Source organism: Prauserella rugosa (assembly GCF_000719975.1).
GTDB lineage: Bacteria > Actinomycetota > Actinomycetes > Mycobacteriales > Pseudonocardiaceae > Prauserella > Prauserella rugosa.
The window spans coordinates 1-17,884 of sequence record NZ_JOIJ01000021.1 but is presented as its reverse complement, the minus strand read 5'-3'; the positions used below and the strand labels follow the sequence as shown (position 1 = coordinate 17,884).

Here is a 17,884-nt window from a genome sequence, read left to right as displayed (position 1 = left end):
TCGTGCGGGAACGGGAGGCGTGATGACCGGCGGAACGCCCGCGCCCGTGACCGGACCCGTCGACATCCCGGCCGGTGCGTTCACCGTCTCGCCGGAGCTGGCGGAGGACTCGCTGCGCAAGATCACCGACCTGCAGGACGAGGTCGCCCGCATGGTGCGCGAGGCCAAGGTGCTGGCGCGTTCGGTGCCCCTCGGCGGGGGCTATGCGGCGGAGCTGGGCGAGTTCATGGCGCGCTACGGCCTCGATCCTGCGGGGGACTCGGGTGGTGACCCCGCGGCCGGCGTGGAGCCCGTGTCGGACGCGGCGGCGGGCAACGGCGCGGCGTCGGCGAGGGCGGCCGTGCCCGCACTCGTGGCGTTCGGCAGACAGCTGGCGGACCTGCGCGGGCAGATCGAGGCCGCCCTCGAGCGCTACCGCGCCCAGGACGAGCAGGCCGCGGGCGACATGGGCGGCGTCGATTGCGAGGGCGGATGAATCCGGCCGCCCGCGACCGCACCCGGGCCCTCGGCACGCGGCTGCGCGGGATGCCGGGGCTGGCCGGGCTGGTGACGGTGGCCGTGCTCACCGCGGCGACGGTGGGCTGCGGCCACGTCGGGGGTGGGCCGGAATCGCGCGCCCAGCAGGACGCCGGGCCGGTCGTGACCTCGGCCGCCGAGTCGAGCACGGCGGCCGAGGACGCGGCCGGCGGCTCGGGCTCGGAGGCGGTGGACCCCTGCGCCTGGCTCGACCCGGCCGACCGGTCCACCGCCGGGCTCACGGAGGAGGGGCAGCGCAGGGACGTCGCCGGTGCACCGTCTTGCGATTACACCGAATCCGGGACCGGCGGCGTGACGATCACCGTCGACGACACCTCCGGACTGGACGCCCTGCGCACCGCCGGGGAAGGCGAGGCCGAACGGATGCGCATCGGCGGCCGGGACGCGATGCGGGTCGCCGACCTGGCGGCCGACGACGGCACCTGCGCCGTCCTGCTCGCGACGGGACCGTCGTCGTCGGTCCACGTCGACGTGTCCTCTGTGGACTTCACGGACACGGAATCCTCCTGTGTCAGGGCGAGGACCGTGGCCGAGCTCATCGCACCCGACCTTCCGGGAGGACCGAATGACGGGTGATCGCGGAACGCCCGAGCCGGACGTGCGCTACGAGTCGTACAGCCACGAGCAGCTCAAGGCCGAGGTCGATGCCGGCAACGACCCGGAGTCGGCCGGCGAGATCGCGCGCGGATGGGCCGGGCTCGGACAGCGGCTGCAGGACGCGGTCGACGCGCTCACCGCTGCGAGTTCCGGGTCCGAGGAAGCGTGGCAGGGGCAGGGCGGTGAGGCGCTGCGCGCCGCGTTCGCCCGGGCAGGGCAGTGGGCGCAGCACGCCGCCGAGACCGCATCGGAGGTCGGCGGCGGCGTGGCCGCGCAGGCCGGCGCGGCGGCCCGCGCACGCGCGGCGATGCCCGAGCCGGTCGCCTACGACCCCGCGGCGACGATCCGCGACGCCGTCGGCGGCGGCGACCTCGCCGCCCTCGTGGGACTCACCGACGCGCTGGCCGAGCGCAGGGAGCAGGCCGAACGCGCCCGGCGGCAGGCGATCGACGTGCTGTACGCCCGCGATCGTGCGTTGCGGGACGCGGTGCCCGCCGGGTCGTTCACCGCACCGCCGTCGCTGAGCAGCCGGGCATGATCCGCGTCTCGGCGTCCGCGTTCGACATCCTGTGGGCCGACCTGTGCGCCGGCCCGCCGCCCGGCGTGCTCGACGTGCCGAGCGGTGGCCGCACCGGCGCCGAACGCGCGCGGATCCGGGAGGACGTCTACGCCAACCTTGCCGAGCGCGGCCTCGTCCCGGACGGCAGGCTCGATCCGGCGCTCACCGAGCGCCTCGCGGTGCTGGCCTCGGCGCCGGTGACCGTCGAGGGCGAGTTCCTGTTCGACCTCGACGATCCGCATCCCCTGCGCGCCGTCGTCGCCGCGCGCACCACCGGACGCGGCGTGCTGGCGGTGCAGCCCCAGCGCACCATCGGACTCGCCGCGGTCGGGGAGGGCCGGGAGTTCGCCGAGGCGGCCGCGGTGCTGCCCGATGTCGAAGCAGGACCGGGCAACGGTGTCAGCCTGCCCTCGACCGCGCTCGCCGCCGCCGACGACCCGGTGTTCGGCGAGGTGTCGGGATCCCGTGCCCACGAACGGCAGCTGCGTGAGGTGCTCGCGATCCAGGCCCGTCCGGTCCTGGCCGCGGGACAGTTCTCCGTGTACCGACTGGGGGCGGGGTCCGGGAGGCGCAACCGGGTCGGCGGGCTGACCTGGTTCCTGACCGATGTCGGTGCCTACACCGGAGTGACCGCGCCGGGCGCCGACGGTCTGCCCTGGACGACCGTCGCCCCCGCCGACCGGGAACGCGTCGCCGCACGACTCGCCGACCTCGCCCGGACCGCGGACACCGCCGGATCCGACCACCCAGCCTCCGCCGCCGAACGTGGGCAGGCAGCCGGCGGTGCGGCAACGGGCCGCCCGGACGCGCCCGGCGTGGCAGCGGATCGGACCACGGATTCCGGCATCGCGGTTCGCCCGACCTCCCGCGGCTGACCCCCACGCGCCACCCGTCGCCGCACCCGGGCGAGGGTGACCGCCCGCCGGATCCTTTCCCACCGCCGACCAGCTCATGCCGGTTGCCCGTCGTAGCCGTGTCCCCACGACCTCCCACCGGCGTCCCCACTACCTCCCACCGGACTCCCCACATCCCGCCACCCCGGCGCCCCACGCACGCGAAACCGGTGGAAAACGGACCGTTCGGGCGACGGAAGACGGCCGATCATCCCCCGGGGCGGCGATGTTCCCCCACGGCTCCCCACCTACCAACCGCCGCCATGACCTGGGAATACCGCGCAGATCTTCGATCGAGGGACGCGTTTCGCCGTTGACTGTGGTGCGAAGTGGGGTACGGTGGTGATCAGTGGGGCGGAAGGGAGCTCCGTGGCCGGTGCCGGTGGGTCCGACAGGACGGCCCGCACGGAATCGGTAGGGGAGGTGGAGGCCGATGTTCCTCGGCACTCACACCCCGAAGCTGGACGACAAAGGGCGGCTGACACTGCCCGCGAAGTTCCGGGAAGCGTTGGCGGGGGGCCTGATGATCACCAAAGGTCAGGACCACTGCCTCTACGTCTTCCCGCGAGCGGAGTTCGAGCAGATGGCCAGGAAGGTCGCCGAAGCACCGTTCACCAACGAATCGGTGCGGGCGTATCAGCGGTACCTGTTCGCAGGCACCGACGAGCAGCGACCGGACGGCCAGGGGCGCATCGCGATCGCGTCCGAGCTGCGGCGCTACGCCGGGCTCAACAAGGAGTGCGTGGTGATCGGTGCGATCACCAGGCTGGAGATCTGGGACGCCGAGGCATGGCAGTCCTATCTGGACGAGAACGAGGACAACTACGCAAAGGCGCAGGAGGAAATCCTGCCCGGCGTCTTCTGAGTCACGGACTCGGAACGCCGGCGGCGGTCCGGAGTCGGCGGGGGACCCGGAACGCACGCGAGAACACGTGGCGCGGATGCCCTCAGGCTGCGGCCCTGATGCACCTTCCCCGGTATCAGGCCCGCAACCTGAAGGCATCCGCCCACGAACATCCGCTCACGGCGGAATCGGATCCCAGTGGGGCGGGAGTGAAAGGGGGCGCGCAGTGACCGACGATGCCGCGCACCTGCCCGTCCTTCTCGACCGGGTCGTCGAGCTCCTCACTCCGGCCCTGGCTGACCGCGACGCGATCCTCGTGGACACGACCCTCGGACTCGGCGGGCACGCCGACGCCCTCCTGGCCGCGCATCCGCGGCTCCGGCTCATCGGTCTCGACCGTGATCCCAACGCACTCGAGCGTTCCCGCCGGCGCCTGGCGCCGCACGGGGACCGGGTCGAGTTCGTCCACGCCGTCTACGACGAACTCCCCGACGTCCTCGAGCGACTCGGTCTGTCCGCAGTGGACGGTGTGCTGATGGACCTCGGGGTGTCGTCGATGCAGTTGGACGTCGCCGACCGCGGTTTCGCCTACGCCCAGGATGCACCGCTGGACATGCGCATGGACCCCACACGCGGTCCGAGCGCGGCCGACGTGCTCAACACCTACTCCGTCGCCGACCTCACCCGCATCCTGCGCGAGTACGGCGAGGAGCGCTTCGCCCAGCGGATCGCGAAGGCGGTCGTGGCCGAGCGGGAGAAGGAACCGTTCACCCGCAGCGAGCGTCTCGTGCGGCTGCTGTACGACGCCGTGCCCGCCGCGAGCAGGCGCACCGGGGGACATCCGGCCAAGCGGACCTTCCAGGCGTTGCGCATCGAGGTCAACCGCGAGCTCGACGTGTTGCGCGCAGCGGTGCCTGCGGCACTGGACGCGCTCGTCGACGGCGGCCGGATCGTCGTCGAAGCTTACCACTCGCTCGAGGACCGCATCGTCAAACGTGCGTTCGCCGAGCGGTCCACCTCACGGACCCCCGAGGGTCTGCCCGTCGAACTTCCCGGGCACGGCCCCGAATTCCGCCTGCTGACCCGCGGCGCCGAGAAGGCAGGCGAGCGGGAGATCGAGCACAACCCGCGTGCGGCCTCCGTACGACTGCGCGCGGCCGAACGGATTGGAGCGGCTGCCTCATGACCGCACCCGCACGTCCTCGCCCCCAGCCGGCCGAACGCCGACGGCAGAGCCCGCGGCGGGCACCGAGGCAGGCACCGGCCGCCGCTCCCGACGTCGTCGGCTCGCCGAAACGGCGCAGCTCCGCAGCCGAACGCGCCTACGCCCGCAGGGCGCAGCGCGCAGACGCGTTGCGGCGACAGGCACAGCAGCGGGAACAGCCCGAGCCGACACGGCTCCGGCTGCGCCTGCGGTGGCCGCGTTCGCGTGCCTCGTTCGTGCTCATGCTCATGGCGCTGATGGCCGTGGGCGTCGCCACCACCCTCTGGCTGTCGACCCAGGCGATCTCGGACTCCTACCGGCTCGAGGAGCTGCGGCAGTCGAACGCCGACTTGGCCGAGCGCTCGGAGGAACTGCAGCGCGCCGTCGCGACGGCCGAGGCACCGGGACAACTCGCCGAACGTGCCGAGAAACTCGGCATGGTGCCGGGCGGTAACCCCGCACGGCTCGTGGTCGGCGACGACGGCAAGGTCCGCGTGGTCGGTGAGCCGGAAGCGGCGCACAAGCCCGCTCCGCCCGCCCCGCCGGCCGACCAGTCCGGCGACCGCACCGAGGGCGATGTCACGCAAGCTGCCGGGGAACGGGGCGGCAACAACGCCGGCAACAACAACGACAACAACGACAACAACGCCGAAAACGCCGGCAACAGGGGCGACTCGGGCAACTCCGGCGACTCGGACCAGCGTCCCGGCGGGCAGCGTGACGGAGGCGACCCTGATGCCGGCGGGGCGGGCAACGGTGACGGCGCGCAGAACCGCCAGGCCGGGGCCGACACGCGCGGCGACCACGCGGACGACCGCAACAGCGGTCCCGCGGAGGAGACTGTGGACTGAGAGACGGGCACGCCGTGACGGCGGCGGCCCGGGGGAGTGATCCGGAGGGGACCGATGCGACCGAAGCGACCGGCAGGTCCGGCGGGGTCGAGACACTCGGCATCGTCGTCACCGCAGGGACGCGGGGGAGCGGGACGTACCTACTCGGCGAAGGCCCGCCGCGCGGGCCGAGCGTCCACAGCGGACGGTGGAACGCGCAGCCGGTTCGTCATCGGGCGCATCGCACTCGCGGTGATCCTCGCCGCGACCGGTATCAAGCTCGTCCATGTGCAGGGCTTCCAGGCAGAGGCGCTGTCGGCGCGCGCCGAGCAGCAGCGCACCTCGACCATCGACATCCCGGCCCAGCGCGGTGACATCCTCGACCGCAACGGCGCGCAGCTGGCGTTCAGCGTCGAGACCCGCACGCTGTGGGCCAACCTGCGGCTGATGCGCAAGGAATGGGCCGAGTTCGCCAAGAAGAACCCGGACTCGGACGAGAACTACGACTCGCACGTCGCCGAGATCGCGAAGTACATCGCGAAGAAGGTGCCCGGCAAGACGACCGAGGAGGACCTGCTCGAGGAACTGCGCGACCGCAAATCCTCGTTCACCTACCTCGTGGACGACGTCCAGCCGTCCGTGGCCGACGAGATCCAGTCCGAGTACCCGGAGATCGGGTACGAGAAGCGCGCGAAGCGGGAGTACCCGGCCGGGAACGTCGGCTCGAACATCGTGGGCTACGCGAACTGGCGGATGGAGGACCCGGACCAGTCGAAGCACAACATCGAGGGCCTGGCCGGGCTGGAGAGCGCGCGCAACGACGTGCTCACCGGCAAGCCGGGCAGGCAGGTCGCCGACACCGCCCAGGGCACCGACGTCGTCATCCCCGGCACCGAACGTGACCTCCAGCCCGCCACGGCGGGCTCGGACCTGCAACTGACGATCGACTCCGACGTGCAGTACAACGTCCAGCGGATGCTCAAGGACTACGTCGAGAAGTCGCACGCCGACGGCGGCAGCGCGGTGGTGCTCGACGCCAAGACCGGCGAGATCTACGGTCTCGCCAGCGACAAGACCCTCGACCCCGGCAACCTCGACCCGGATCTGCTCACCGACAAGGCGGTGACCGAACCGTTCGAGCCCGGCTCGGTCAACAAGGTCATCACCGCGGCAGGCGCCATCGAGGCGGGCATCACCAAGCCCGACGACGTGCACCGGGTGCCGGGGTCGATGAAGGTCGCCGACCACACGGTGCACGACGCGTGGGAGCACGGCACCCAGCCGTTCACCACGACCGGCATCTTCGCCAAGTCCTCCAACGTGGGCACGCTGATGCTCGCGCAGGAACTGGGACCGGACCGCTACCTGGACATGCTGAAGAAGTTCGGCCTCGGCCAGCGCACCGGTGCCGGGCTGCCGGGCGAGAGTCCGGGATACATCCCGCCGCGCAACCAGTGGTCGGGCACGACGTTCGGCAACCTGCCGATCGGTCAGGGTCTGTCGATGACGGTGCTGCAGATGGCCAGCATGTACCAGGCCATCGCCAACGACGGCGTGCGCGTCGAACCACGGGTGGTCTCGGCGACGCGGACCCCGGACGGGCGGCGTGTGGCCGAGCCGAAGCCGGACGAGACGCGGGTGGTCAGCACCCACACGGCGCGGCAGGTCCGCGACATGCTGCGTGCGACGGTGCAGGACGGCGACACCTACGAGGCAGGCACGGCGCCGCAGGCGGCCATCGAGGGGTACCAGGTCGCCGGCAAGACCGGTACGGGTCAGCAGATCAACCCGGAGACGGGTGCCTACAGCGACGACCTGTACAACATCACCTTCGCCGGCATCCTGCCCGCCGACGACCCGCGGTTCGTGGTGGGCATCCGCCTGGACGCTCCGGACACGACCCTGCCGGAGGGCAGTTCCGCCGCGCCGCTGTTCAAGGAGATGGCCTCCTACCTCGCCCAGCGCTACGAGATTCCCCTGTCGGAGAAGAAGTCGCCGGTGGTCCCGCTGATCCGCCGCCAGTGACGCCACGCCCGTGTTGCGCTCCCAGGGCCCCGTGTTGCGGCCCCAGGGGCGCGTGTTGCGGATCCAGGGACTCGTGTTGCGGATCCAGGAGCCCGTGTTGGGCTTTCGGGAACCGGTGTTGGGCTTTCGGGAACCGGTGTTGTCGTTCCGCGTAGCCGTGGAGTCGGTGGTGCTCGTCGACGAACCGCCGGCGGGACGCTGCCACGACGCCGCGAACACCGCCCACGGCCCGCGACCCGGCGCCGCGTGGATGCTGACACGACACAGGGCTGACACGACACAGGGGACGGCGCCCGCATCGTGCGAGCACCGCCCCCTGTGTGGCGCCGAGTGGGTCTACTTCGCGTACAGCGAGTCGATGTCGCCCGCGTAGTTCTTGCTCACCACGTTGCGCTTGAGCTTCATGCTGGGCGTGACCTCACCGCCTGCCTCGGTGAAATCCTTCGGCAGCACGGTGAACTTCTTGATCGACTCGGCGTGCGAGACCAGCTTGTTGGCCTCGTCGACGGCCGACTGCACGTCCGCCCGCAGCTGCTCGTCGTCGGCGAGGTCGGCGACCGTCGCGTCGGCCGGCTTGCCGTTCTGTTCCTTCCACGTCGGGAAGAACTCCTCGTCGATCGTCACGAGCGCGGCGATGAACGGACGCTGGTCGCCGACCACCATCGCCTGGCTGATCAGCGGGTGCGCCTTGAGGGTGTCCTCCATCGTCGACGGTGCGACGTTCTTGCCGCCGGCCGTCACGATGATCTCCTTCTTGCGGCCGGTGATCTTGAGGAAGCCCTCGTCGTCGATCTCGCCGAGGTCGCCGGTGTGGAACCAGCCGTCCTCGAGCGACTCGGCGGTCGCCTCCTCGTTGCGCCAGTACTCGCCGAACACGACGCCGCCGGACAGGAGCACCTCGCCGTCCTCGGCGATGCGCGCCGACGTGCCCTTGACCGGCCTGCCGACCGTGCCGACCTTGAACGCCTCGCGCGTGTTGACCGCGGCGGCGGCGGTCGTCTCGGTGAGGCCGTAGCCCTCGAACACGGGAACCCCGATGCCACGGAAGAAGTGCGCCAGGCGCGTGCCGAGCGGGGCGCCACCGGACACGGCGGCGATGCAGCGGCTGCCGAGGGCCGCGTGCAGCTTGCTGTAGACCAGCTTGGCGAACACGGCGTGCTTGAGCTTGAGTCCGAGGCCGACTTTGCCGGCGTCGGTGGCCTGGCTGTACTCGATGGCCGTGGCCTCGGCGGCGTCGAAGATCTTGCCCTTGCCGCTCGCGTGCGCCTTGAGCTTGGCCGAGTTGTACACCTTCTCGAACACGCGCGGCACCGCCACGACGAACGTCGGGCGGAAGGCACCCAGGTCGGCGACCAGGTCGGAGGTGTCGGTGTGGCCGAGCGTGACCCGCGAGGCGAACGCCGTCAGGGCGATGGCCCGCGCCAGGATGTGCGCCAGCGGGAGGAACAGCAGCAGCGAGTTGCCCGACTCCATCAGGTCGGGGAACGCGTCGATGTCGGCGCGCACCTCGGACAGGAGGTTGCGGTGTGTCAGCGTGACGCCCTTCGGCCTGCCCGTCGTGCCCGAGGTGTAGCAGATCGTCGCGACGTCGTCGGCCTTGACCGCGCGCCTGCGGGCGTGCAGCTCGTCGTCGGTGCGGTCGCCGCCGGTCGAGGACAGCGTGTCCACCGCCGGGCTGTCGCCCTCGATCTGCCAGGTGTGGGCGAGTTCGGGCAGGCGCTCGGTGACCTCGTCGAGTGTCGCCCGGTGCTCGGCCGTCTCCACGACGATGCCCTTGGCGCCGGAGTTCGACAGGATCCAGTGGATCTGCTCGGCCGAGGACGTTTCGTAGATGGGAACGGTGACGCCGCCCGCGGCCCAGATGGCGAAGTCGAGCAGCGTCCACTCGTAGCGGGTCTTCGACATCAGGCCGATGCGGTCACCCTGTTCGATGCCCGCCGCGAGCAGCCCCTTGGCCACGGCGGTGACCTCGGCCGCGAACTCGCGTGCGGTCACGTCGTGCCACGAGCCGTCGACCCGCCTGCGGAAACTCACGGTGTCGCCGAAGCGTTCGGCGTTCGCCCAGACGACGTCGGAGGCGTTCTCGTCGTCGGCGATGGGCCGTAGTGCTGGGGCGCTGTACTCGCGCACGTCAACCTCCGAACTGGGGAAACCTCAACAACGTTGTTACTCGCCGGTCAACTTAGCCCGTGTCCGTCCGTTTCACCATGGGTGGGTGGGCGCCTGTTGCGAGGCGCATACCATTCCGCAACCGTGACCGGTTCCGTTTCCGAGCCCGCGCTCGACATCGTCGACGAGACCTTCCTGACCGTGCCTCCCGGTACGGTGGCCGCCGTGTTCGCCGACCCCGCCGCGTGGCGGAGGTACTGGCCCGATCTGGTGCTCGAAGTCTATACCGACCGTGGTGACCAGGGCCTTCGCTGGACGGTGCGGGGCGCGCTGATCGGCACGATGGAGGTGTGGCTCGAACCGGTGCTCGACGGCACCGTGCTGCACTACTTCCTGCGCGCGACGCCCGCGGGTCAGCCCTTGACGCCGGCACGGCTGCGCCGCGAGTTCGACCGCAGGGCGCGCGCCGCGAAGGCCATCGCCCTCGATCTGAAGACGACTCTGGAGGACGGTCGCGCCGCGGGGGAGCCTCCGCGGTCCTCGGTACAGTGATCACGTGCGGGTTCATGTGGTCTCCGACGTGCACGGCAACGCCGAGGCGCTCGCGCGGGCGGGCGACGGCGCGGACGCGCTCGTCGTGCTCGGCGACCTGATCGACTTCGTGGACTACCACGAGCACGGCGGCGGCATCCTGGGCGCGTTGTTCGGTGCGGACAACGTCGCGACGTTCGCGACGCTGCGCCGTGAGGGCCGCCGGCAGGAGATGGTGGAGCTGTCGAAGCGGCTGTGGGGCGGGCTCGACGATCCGCGCGGGGCCCTCGACGAGGCCGTGCGCGAGCAGTACGCCCGGCTGTTCGCCGCACTGCCGGCGCCCACGTACGCGATCCCCGGCAACGTCGACGCGCCCGCGCTGTGGCCCGAGTTCGAGGCGCCGGGACTGCATTTCGTGGACGGGCAGGTCTGCGACATCGGAGGGCTGCGGTTCGCGTTCATCGGCGGTGCCGTCCTGCCCGACGGCGTCACCCCGCGCACCGACCAGGCCTGGCGGCCGTACCTGCGCACCCGCGAGGAGTACGACAAGGCCGCCGCGGCACTGAGTGGATTCGACGTGCTGTGCAGTCACATCCCGCCCGCGCTGCCCGAGCTGACCTACGACGTGGTCGCCAGGCGCGGCGAGCTGGGGTCGTCGGCGCTGACCGAGTTGATCGTCGGTGAGCAGCCGCGATGGTCGCTGTTCGGGCACGTGCACCAGCCGCTGACCCACGCGTTGCGGGTCGGGGTGACCGAATGCCGCAACGTCGGACATTTTCAGAAGACGGCACGCCCCTACGTGCTGCGATGGTGAACGGCGTGACCGCTACGCTCTAGCGCCATGGCCGACCAGTCCACGCAGTCCATCGAGGTCGATGCCGCTCCCGAGCGGATCATGGCCGTCATCGCCGATCTGCCCGCGTATCCGGAATGGGCGAAGGCGGTGCAGGAGACCGAGGTGCTCGAGACCGACGAGCGGGGCCGCGCGTCCCAGGTGCGCTTCACGCTCGACTCGGGGCCGGTCAAGGACGTCTACACGCTCGAGTACGACTGGGCCGACGACGGGCTGTCGGTGAGCTGGCACCTCGTCAAGGGCCAGATGCAGAAGGCGCAGAACGGCCGGTACGCCCTCGAACCGCTGGACGGCGAGCGTACGCGCGTGACGTACACGCTGTCGGTGGAGCTGGCCCTGCCGATGATCGGGATGCTGCGGCGCAAGGCCGAGAAGATGATCATGGACACGGCTCTGAAGGAGCTCAAGAAGCGCGTCGAGGCCAAGGGCTGAGGCGCGTGCGGCTGCTGCTGCTGACGGGGAAAGGCGGCGTCGGCAAGACCACGCTGGCCGCCGCGACCGGCGCCGCGCTCGCGGCTCGGGGCAGCAGGACGCTCGTCGTGTCCACCGATCCGGCGCATTCGCTGGCCGATGCGGTGGCGATGTCGCTGGGGCACGCACCGACCGAGGTGACCGCAGGTTTGCACGGTGCGCAGCTCGACGTGCGGGCACTGGCCGACGACAGCTGGGACGGCGTCCGGGCGCAGCTGCGGGCCGCGCTGGTGCGGGGCGCCGGTCTCGACGGGCTCGAGGCCGAGGAACTCACCGTGATTCCGGGCGTGGACGAGCTCCTGGCCCTGTCCGAGGTGCAGCGCCTGGCCGGTGACGGGCGGTGGGACACGGTGGTCGTCGACTGCGGGCCGACCGCCGAGACCCTGCGCCTGCTCGCGCTGCCCGACGCCGTCTCCGCCTACGTCCGGCGCATGGCGGGTCCGCTGGGGAAACGGTCCGGTCTGGCGCGTTCGCTGGAGGCGCTGGCCGATCGCACCGGGTCGTTGCGGGACCTGCTCACCGACCCGGCGCGCACCGCCGTGCGGCTCGTGTTCACGCCCGAACGCGTCGTCGTGGCCGAGACCCGCCGGACGCTGACGGCGCTGGCCTTGCGCGGTATCCGCGTCGACGGCATGATCGCCAACCGCGTGATGCCCGCGCCCGGCTGGTGGCGCGGCGCCGCCGCGTCGTGGGTTCGCACGCGGCGCGCCCAGCAGGACGAGGTGCTGGCCGAGCTCGGCCGGTCCGGATTCGGCACCGCCGCCGAGCGCCTCCGCACCGTCGAACACCGCGCGGCCGAACCGGTGGGCCTCGACGCGCTGCGGGCCATCGCCGAGGAGCTGTACGGTTCCTCGGATCCGCTCGGCGATGCCGCAGGCGACGGCGGAACCGATCTCGCGCCGCTGTTGCGGATGACCGCCACCGATGCCGGGTACCAGCTCCGGGTGGCGGTGCCGCTCGCCCGGGACAGCGTCGTCGACCTCGCGCGGGTCGACGACGACCTCGCGATCACGGTCGACGGCGTCCGCAGGCTGATCGCGCTGCCCGAACCACTGCGCGCCTGCCGGATCACGGATGCCGAATCCGATTCCCGCGGCGTGCTCGTGCACCTGGAGGGAACCGAATGAGCGGCACGGAGGGGGCCGGCACCGACGGTCCGTACGCCGGGGCGGCAGGCCCCGGCGCCGACAGCGCGCGGCTCGCCGAGGAGATCCGGTTGCTGGTCGACCTGGTGACCGAACGCGCAGAGCCGTGGCTGCGGGCCGTGTTCGCCGCGGGCCACGGTGCGGGCGATCCGGCGTCCTGTTCCGCCGGTGCGGCCGCTGGGTCCGAGAACGGAGCCGGGAACGGAGCAGACAGCGGTGCCGATTCCCCGAAGGCCGCAGGTACCGGCGCCCGGGACGGTGCCGACACGGCGTGGACGTCGTGCTCGTGGTGTCCACTGTGTGCGGTCGTCTCCGTGGTGCGCGGCGAGGCGCCGGAGATCGCCGCGCGGGTGCTGGACCAGGCGGCGCAGCTCATCGCGCTGTTGCGGGCGGTCCTGGCCGACCGGTGGCAGCCCGAGGAGGGCGTGCACATGCCGGGATACCGACCGGCGTCCCGGCCTGGCCCACCGCCCGACCCGTCCCACGCGTCCGGCGCGGGGGCGCGGACAGGTGCAGCGGCGGGGGCGGACGCCGGCGGCGCGGGGCGTCGCGTGCACAAGGTCACCGTGCGTCCGCGCAGGAACTGGGACGCGGGGGAGTAGCGACGGTGGCGGCGATCGGCATCGACGTCGGCGGCACGAGCGTGCGGGCCGGCGTCGTGGACGCGAGTGGCGGTCTGCTGGACACCGCGCGGACCGCCACCGCACGCGGGGAAGCGGCCCTGGAGGAGGCGATCGCGGGTGTCGTGGGCGAGCTGCGCACACGGCACGACGTCGAGGCGGTCGGCCTGGCCGTCGCCGGGTTCGTCGGCGACGACCGCCGCACCGTGATGTTCGCCCCGCACCTGCCGTGGCGGGACGCCGACGTGGCCGACCGGATCGCCGACCGGGTCGGCCTGCCCGTGACCCTCGAACACGATGCGAACGCCGCGACGTTCGCCGAGCACCGGTTCGGTGCCGCGCGCGGCTGCCGGGTCGGGGTGTTCGTGGCACTGGGCACGGGCATCGGCGCCGGTCTGCTCCTGAACGGTGAGCTGTTCCGCGGGGCCCACGGCGTGGCACCCGAGCTCGGGCACCTGTGCCTGGTGCCGGGTGGGCGGACGTGCCCGTGCGGCAAGGCCGGGTGCTGGGAGCGCTACTGCAGCGGTACCGCGCTCGCGGCGACGGCGGTCGAACTGCTCGCCACCCGCCCCGGTCGTTCGACGGTGCTGGCGAGGGAGGACCCGGACGCGGTGACCGGCAGGCGGGTCGCCGGCGCCGCGCGCGACGGCGACCCGATCGCCCGGATGGCGATGGCCGAGCTGGCCCGCTGGCTCGGGGAGGGGCTCGCGCTCGTCGCCGACGTCTACGACCCCGAGATCGTCGTGATCGGGGGCGGGGTGTCCGAATCGGCGCCCCTGTTCCTCGACGAGGCCCGCGAGGTGTACATGCGGTCGGTCACCGGAGGCAAACGACGGCCGTTGGCGCGCATCCGCACCGCGCAACTCGGCGACGAGGCCGCGATCGTGGGTGCCGCGACGCTGGCGGCCGAGGGGCCGTCGCCGACGAAGGGCGGTGCGCTCCGATGATCACCGAACCCTGGGAATCCGCGGGCGTAAGAGGCTAGATTCGAACGATGCTTGTCGGGGACGGCGACGGGTTCGTCACGTGCGCATGCGGTCAGCGCCACTGGGGACTGTTCGGTGCGGCCGGCCTGCTGCTCAGCGACCCGCGCCAGGGGGTGCTGCTTCAGCACCGCGCCGGATGGACGCACCAGGGCGGGTCGTGGGCGCTGCCCGGCGGCGCCGTGCAGTCCGACGAGACCTCGGCGCAGGCTGCGGCGCGGGAGACGGAGGAGGAGACCGCCGTCCCGTGCGAGGCCTTCCGCGTACTCGCCCAGCGAGCCGACGACCACGGCAGGTGGCGCTACACGACCGTGCTGGCCACGGCGGTCGGCCAGGTCCCCGAGCCCCGCGTGACCAACGCGGAGAGCACGGCCCTGCGCTGGGTTCCGCCCGCGGAGGTGGACGACTACCCGCTGCACGCCGGCTTCGCCGCAGCCTGGCCCGGCCTGCGCGATCAGCTCGACCGGGAACTGGTCGTCCTCGTCGACGCGGCGAACGTCATCGGGGCGAGGCCGGACGGCTGGTGGCGCGACCGTGCCGCGGCGGTCGCCCGCCTGCGGGACCGCCTCGCCGGACTCGCGCGGGTCGGCGTGCGCGCCCCGGACATCGGCCTGGGCTGGCTGCCCGAGGCGGAGCACTGGACGTGGTGGCCGCGCGTGGTGCTCGTCGTCGAGGGCGCGGCGAACGGGGTCGAGCAGCTCGACGGCGGGGCGGACGTCGAGATCGTCCGCGCCGGGCAGGAGACACCCGAGCACGGGCACCCCACGCACGGCGGGGACGTTCGACACGGGCAGGAGGGGCCCGGGGACGGGGACGCCGCCCTCGTCGCGGCGGCTCGCGCGCTCCGCGCCGCACGGCCACGCGATCACCTCGTCGTGGTGACGGCCGACCGGCAGCTACGTGGCCGGGTGGCCCCGGACGCGGACACGGTGCTCGGCCCGGCGGCGTTGTGGCACACCCTCGAGTCCTATCCCTGAGGGCCGGTGGCTGAGCGGTCCCGGTGGGCGTTCGGGGTGACGGCGAGGACGTCCGGGCGGGTCAGACCTGGGCGCCGTTGGTCGGGTCGGCGCCCGGCGGTGGGCCCTGGCGTACGCGCAGGAGGAGCAACGCGAGCCCGGCCGCGAGCGAGAGCATGCCGACCGGGGTCGCGATCGAGGCCGCCATGCCGATCAGCGACGGCGCGATCAACAACACCAGGCCGAGTACGAACAGCAGCAGGATCACCAGCGCGCCCTTGCGCGGCTTGGGCAGCGGCGGGGGCTCGGGTGGAACGAAGTGGTCGTCGGGGTCGTCCGGATCGCCCGGTGCCGGGCCGAACATCGTCTCGTCCCAGGCGATCGGGCTGTCCCGCCACCCCGGTTCGGTCGGCGCGGGCTCGTCGGAGGGCCTGCGGAGCTCGTCGACGCCGCCACCGCGGTCGGTGTCGTCGCCCCGGTCGGTCCGATCGCGCCGGTCGCCGGGGTCACCGAACTCGCCGAGGTCGGCACCGTCCCCGGTGTCGCCGTCGCGGCCTCGGCCAGGGCGCCGGTCGAGGTCGGCGTCATCGAAGGCGGGTTCGTCGAATCCCTGTGCTCGGAGGTCGGCGACGATCTCCTCGAACGTCGCGTCGACGTTGTCCGGTCCGTCGGAGCCTGGTCTGCTCACTTGGTCCCCACCTGCCTGACCGCACGTACGAACTCGACGCTGCGTTCGAAGATGACCGGCGCGTCGCTCTCGAGGGTGGCGACGTGGACGCTGCTCTGCAAGACGGGGTGGGAGTCCGTCGACGGATCGGTACCGATGCCGCCGATGCCGGCCTGCGGCTCCCACGTCGCGCAGCCGTTCCGGTCCGCCTGCTCGCCCCGCGGGCGCATACTCGCGGGCCTTCCCGTGAATCCGTCGCACAGCAGCACGCCGGTGCCACTCGTCCCGGAGCGGGGCAGCGGCTCGGCGCCGGCGAGCACGGGCATACCGCGGGGCCTTTCGTGGTCTGCGTGGCGGGTGTCGGGTGATCGTGTCCATGGTCGCACGACCGAGTGGCGCACGGGGCCGGAACTCCGGCAGGCGGCGGGGACCCGCCGCCCGCGCCCGCTGTGGGAACGAGCTGTGAGAAAGAACGGGCGGGCCGACCGCTGTTGTCCGGCTGCCCGCCGTGTTCGTTAGTGTGATCTGCCTGATCGAGTGAGGCCGATCGGCCGAGAACGTGAGGAGGCGTGGCCCGGTGGTGTATCGGCTGCTGAAGTACGTGTTGCTCGGACCGCTGCTGCGCCTGTTCTGGCCGACGAAGGTGACGGGGCTGGAGAACATCCCCGCCAGCGGCGGCGCGATCATCGCGAGTAACCACCTGGCGGTGGCCGACTCGTTCTTCATGCCGCTGTACGTGCCGCGCCGGGTGACCTTTCCCGCCAAACGGGAGTACTTCACCTCGCCGGGGCTCAAGGGGCTGCTGAAGAAGTGGTTCTTCACCGCCTCCGGCCAGTTCCCGATCGACCGTTCCGGCGCGTCGGCCGCACAGGCCGCGCTCGACACCGGCGCCCGGTTGCTCGCAGAGGGGCGCCTTCTGGGGATCTACCCCGAGGGCACGCGGTCGCCCGACGGCCGCCTGTACAAGGGCAAGACGGGCGTGGCGCGCATCGCGCTCGAGGCCCAGGTGCCGGTCATCCCGGTCGCGATGATCGGCACCGACAAGGTCAACCCCATCGGCTCGAAGATGTGGTGGCCGCGCCGACTGGAGATCCGGTTCGGCGCGCCGTTGGACTTCTCCCGTTACGAGGGACTCGCGGGCGACCGCTTCGTCGAACGCTCCATCACCGACGAGATCATGTACGCCCTGATGGAGCTGTCCGGTCAGGAGTACGTCGACGTCTACGCGGCGAAGGCGAAGGAGGAACTCGCCGGTGCGGTGAGCCTGTCCACGCCCGCCGAGGGGCCGGGTGCGGGCGACGTCGCACGCATGCCGGAGACGCGCGCGGGCTGACCGCGCAGGCCGGCCCCACCCGTGTCGGCCGCCGGCAGGGCACCGATACGGTGCTGCGGTGCGATTCTTCTACGACACCGAATTCATCGAGGACGGCGTGACCATCGACCTGGTGTCGATCGGTGTCGTGGACGAGACCGGCCGCAGCTTCTACGCGGTGTCCACCGAGTTCGACCCGGGCAAGGCGGGCAAGTGGGTGCGTGAGCACGTGCTCGACAAGCTGCCCAAACCCGCCGACCCGGCCTGGCGCAGCAGACAGCGGATCCGCGACGACCTGCTGGAGTTCTTCGGCAAGCCGTCCGACGGTATCGAGTTGTGGGCCTGGTACGCCGCGTACGACCACGTCGCGCTGGCCCAGCTGTGGGGTCCGATGCCGAAGCTGCCGCGCCAGCTGCCCCGCTTCACGCGCGACCTGCGTCAGCGGTGGGAGGACGTGGGCAAACCCACGCTGCCGAAGGCGCCCGCCGACGCGCACGACGCACTCGCCGACGCCCGCCACAACCTGGCGCGGTGGAAGGTCATCGACGAGGTGCGCCGCCGCGCCGGCTTCGCGGACTGAACGGCCGCGGGGCACCGGGGCCGTTTCCGGCCGGTCAGCCGCGGCGGGCGCGCACTCCGGCGGCGAGTCGGTCGAGCAGTTCGGCGGTGGTGTCCCAGTCGAGGCAGGCATCGGTGATGCTGCGGCCGTAGTCGAGGTCGGCGGACCTGCCGAGGGTGAGGTCCTGTC

At 72.1% G+C, this 17,884-nt stretch carries 20 protein-coding genes and 1 pseudogene; 17 read left to right on the top strand and 4 right to left on the bottom strand.

Features of this window, described 5'->3' with window-relative positions; translation table 11 throughout:
• Positions 1-22: 22 nt before the first annotated feature.
• The 8 genes from IF64_RS0121600 (at position 23) to IF64_RS0121565 (ending at position 7,489) form a co-directional block, all read left to right on the top strand.
• Positions 23-475, top strand: a complete 453-nt coding sequence (locus tag IF64_RS0121600; RefSeq protein ID WP_048807085.1) for a hypothetical protein — start codon at positions 23-25, stop codon at positions 473-475.
• Entirely contained in the window at positions 472-1,113 is a 642-nt protein-coding gene (locus tag IF64_RS0121595) for a DUF3558 family protein (protein WP_246134697.1), read from the top strand. The genes IF64_RS0121600 and IF64_RS0121595 overlap by 4 nt, the downstream gene beginning before the upstream one ends.
• Positions 1,103-1,672 (top strand): PPE domain-containing protein, encoded by a 570-nt coding sequence (locus IF64_RS0121590; protein ID WP_030533988.1) that lies wholly within the window; start codon positions 1,103-1,105, stop codon positions 1,670-1,672. Before IF64_RS0121595 ends, IF64_RS0121590 begins: the two co-directional genes overlap by 11 nt.
• Positions 1,669-2,568, top strand: coding sequence for an ESX secretion-associated protein EspG (locus IF64_RS0121585; RefSeq protein WP_084706020.1), 900 nt, complete (start codon positions 1,669-1,671; stop codon positions 2,566-2,568). The genes IF64_RS0121590 and IF64_RS0121585 overlap by 4 nt, the downstream gene beginning before the upstream one ends.
• A gap of 451 nt (positions 2,569-3,019) precedes the next feature.
• Positions 3,020-3,451, top strand: coding sequence for a division/cell wall cluster transcriptional repressor MraZ (gene mraZ / locus IF64_RS0121580; RefSeq protein WP_030533986.1), 432 nt, complete (start codon positions 3,020-3,022; stop codon positions 3,449-3,451).
• Positions 3,452-3,656: 205 nt separating this feature from the next.
• Positions 3,657-4,616: a 16S rRNA (cytosine(1402)-N(4))-methyltransferase RsmH gene (gene rsmH / locus IF64_RS0121575; protein ID WP_030533985.1), complete on the top strand. Its 960-nt coding sequence runs from the start codon at positions 3,657-3,659 to the stop codon at positions 4,614-4,616.
• The gene (ftsL, locus tag IF64_RS28280; RefSeq protein WP_048807082.1) at positions 4,613-5,485 is read left to right on the top strand and encodes a cell division protein FtsL; all 873 of its coding nucleotides are present in this window, start codon (positions 4,613-4,615) and stop codon (positions 5,483-5,485) included. Before rsmH ends, ftsL begins: the two co-directional genes overlap by 4 nt.
• 54 nt (positions 5,486-5,539) lie before the next feature.
• A complete protein-coding gene (locus IF64_RS0121565; RefSeq protein ID WP_051758051.1) occupies positions 5,540-7,489 on the top strand; it encodes a peptidoglycan D,D-transpeptidase FtsI family protein in 1,950 nt (649 codons plus the stop codon).
• A gap of 336 nt (positions 7,490-7,825) precedes the next feature.
• On the opposite strand, the gene IF64_RS0121555 is transcribed toward IF64_RS0121565, so the two are convergent.
• Positions 7,826-9,619: an AMP-dependent synthetase/ligase gene (locus IF64_RS0121555; protein WP_030533981.1), complete on the bottom strand. Its 1,794-nt coding sequence runs from the start codon at positions 9,617-9,619 to the stop codon at positions 7,826-7,828.
• Between the two features lie 123 nt (positions 9,620-9,742).
• Here IF64_RS0121555 and IF64_RS0121550 point away from each other — a divergent pair, with 123 nt between their 5' ends.
• From IF64_RS0121550 to IF64_RS0121520, 7 genes are read left to right on the top strand one after another with little or no spacing between them, the layout of a single operon-like run.
• Positions 9,743-10,150, top strand: a complete 408-nt coding sequence (locus IF64_RS0121550) for a hypothetical protein (RefSeq protein ID WP_030533980.1) — start codon at positions 9,743-9,745, stop codon at positions 10,148-10,150.
• A gap of 4 nt (positions 10,151-10,154) precedes the next feature.
• Positions 10,155-10,943, top strand: coding sequence for a metallophosphoesterase family protein (locus tag IF64_RS0121545; RefSeq protein ID WP_030533979.1), 789 nt, complete (start codon positions 10,155-10,157; stop codon positions 10,941-10,943).
• Between the two features lie 27 nt (positions 10,944-10,970).
• Entirely contained in the window at positions 10,971-11,414 is a 444-nt protein-coding gene (locus IF64_RS0121540) for an SRPBCC family protein (RefSeq protein ID WP_030533978.1), read from the top strand.
• A gap of 5 nt (positions 11,415-11,419) precedes the next feature.
• Positions 11,420-12,580: an ArsA family ATPase gene (locus IF64_RS0121535; RefSeq protein WP_030533977.1), complete on the top strand. Its 1,161-nt coding sequence runs from the start codon at positions 11,420-11,422 to the stop codon at positions 12,578-12,580.
• Positions 12,577-13,200 (top strand): hypothetical protein, encoded by a 624-nt coding sequence (locus IF64_RS26735; RefSeq protein WP_084706019.1) that lies wholly within the window; start codon positions 12,577-12,579, stop codon positions 13,198-13,200. Before IF64_RS0121535 ends, IF64_RS26735 begins: the two co-directional genes overlap by 4 nt.
• A gap of 20 nt (positions 13,201-13,220) precedes the next feature.
• Positions 13,221-14,165: an ROK family protein gene (locus tag IF64_RS0121525; RefSeq protein WP_030533975.1), complete on the top strand. Its 945-nt coding sequence runs from the start codon at positions 13,221-13,223 to the stop codon at positions 14,163-14,165.
• A 47-nt stretch (positions 14,166-14,212) separates the two neighbouring features.
• Complete coding sequence (locus tag IF64_RS0121520; RefSeq protein ID WP_030533974.1) at positions 14,213-15,178, top strand: NUDIX hydrolase; 966 nt, start codon at positions 14,213-14,215, stop codon at positions 15,176-15,178.
• 61 nt (positions 15,179-15,239) lie between these two features.
• Here IF64_RS0121520 and IF64_RS0121515 read toward each other — a convergent pair whose 3' ends face one another.
• Together IF64_RS0121515 and IF64_RS28275 are read right to left on the bottom strand one after the other, a co-directional pair.
• The gene (locus tag IF64_RS0121515) at positions 15,240-15,845 is read right to left on the bottom strand and encodes a hypothetical protein (protein ID WP_030533973.1); all 606 of its coding nucleotides are present in this window, start codon (positions 15,843-15,845) and stop codon (positions 15,240-15,242) included.
• Positions 15,842-16,150 (bottom strand): hypothetical protein, encoded by a 309-nt coding sequence (locus tag IF64_RS28275; RefSeq protein WP_030533972.1) that lies wholly within the window; start codon positions 16,148-16,150, stop codon positions 15,842-15,844. The genes IF64_RS0121515 and IF64_RS28275 overlap by 4 nt, the downstream gene beginning before the upstream one ends.
• A gap of 251 nt (positions 16,151-16,401) precedes the next feature.
• Here IF64_RS28275 and IF64_RS0121505 point away from each other — a divergent pair, with 251 nt between their 5' ends.
• Together IF64_RS0121505 and IF64_RS0121500 are read left to right on the top strand one after the other, a co-directional pair.
• A complete protein-coding gene (locus IF64_RS0121505; RefSeq protein WP_030533971.1) occupies positions 16,402-17,157 on the top strand; it encodes a lysophospholipid acyltransferase family protein in 756 nt (251 codons plus the stop codon).
• Between the two features lie 58 nt (positions 17,158-17,215).
• Complete coding sequence (locus IF64_RS0121500) at positions 17,216-17,716, top strand: polyadenylate-specific 3'-exoribonuclease AS (protein ID WP_030533970.1); 501 nt, start codon at positions 17,216-17,218, stop codon at positions 17,714-17,716.
• A gap of 34 nt (positions 17,717-17,750) precedes the next feature.
• On the opposite strand, the pseudogene IF64_RS27980 reads toward IF64_RS0121500, so the two are convergent.
• A pseudogene (locus tag IF64_RS27980) lies at positions 17,751-17,884 on the bottom strand (3-deoxy-7-phosphoheptulonate synthase); the annotation flags it as partial.

What these genes read in the sequence shown, in the direction of transcription:
- IF64_RS0121600 (WP_048807085.1), top strand. Translation starts at nt 23, where the DNA reads ATGACCGGCGGAACGCCCGCGCCCGTGACCGGACCCGTCGACATCCCG.
- IF64_RS0121595 (WP_246134697.1), top strand. Translation starts at nt 472, where the DNA reads ATGAATCCGGCCGCCCGCGACCGCACCCGGGCCCTCGGCACGCGGCTG.
- IF64_RS0121590 (WP_030533988.1), top strand. Translation starts at nt 1,103, where the DNA reads ATGACGGGTGATCGCGGAACGCCCGAGCCGGACGTGCGCTACGAGTCG.
- IF64_RS0121585 (WP_084706020.1), top strand. Translation starts at nt 1,669, where the DNA reads ATGATCCGCGTCTCGGCGTCCGCGTTCGACATCCTGTGGGCCGACCTG.
- mraZ (WP_030533986.1), top strand. Translation starts at nt 3,020, where the DNA reads ATGTTCCTCGGCACTCACACCCCGAAGCTGGACGACAAAGGGCGGCTG.
- ftsL (WP_048807082.1), top strand. Translation starts at nt 4,613, where the DNA reads ATGACCGCACCCGCACGTCCTCGCCCCCAGCCGGCCGAACGCCGACGG.
- IF64_RS0121565 (WP_051758051.1), top strand. Translation starts at nt 5,540, where the DNA reads ATGCGACCGAAGCGACCGGCAGGTCCGGCGGGGTCGAGACACTCGGCA.
- IF64_RS0121540 (WP_030533978.1), top strand. Translation starts at nt 10,971, where the DNA reads ATGGCCGACCAGTCCACGCAGTCCATCGAGGTCGATGCCGCTCCCGAG.
- IF64_RS26735 (WP_084706019.1), top strand. Translation starts at nt 12,577, where the DNA reads ATGAGCGGCACGGAGGGGGCCGGCACCGACGGTCCGTACGCCGGGGCG.
- IF64_RS0121520 (WP_030533974.1), top strand. Translation starts at nt 14,213, where the DNA reads ATGCTTGTCGGGGACGGCGACGGGTTCGTCACGTGCGCATGCGGTCAG.
- IF64_RS28275 (WP_030533972.1), bottom strand. Translation starts at nt 16,150, where the DNA reads ATGCCCGTGCTCGCCGGCGCCGAGCCGCTGCCCCGCTCCGGGACGAGT.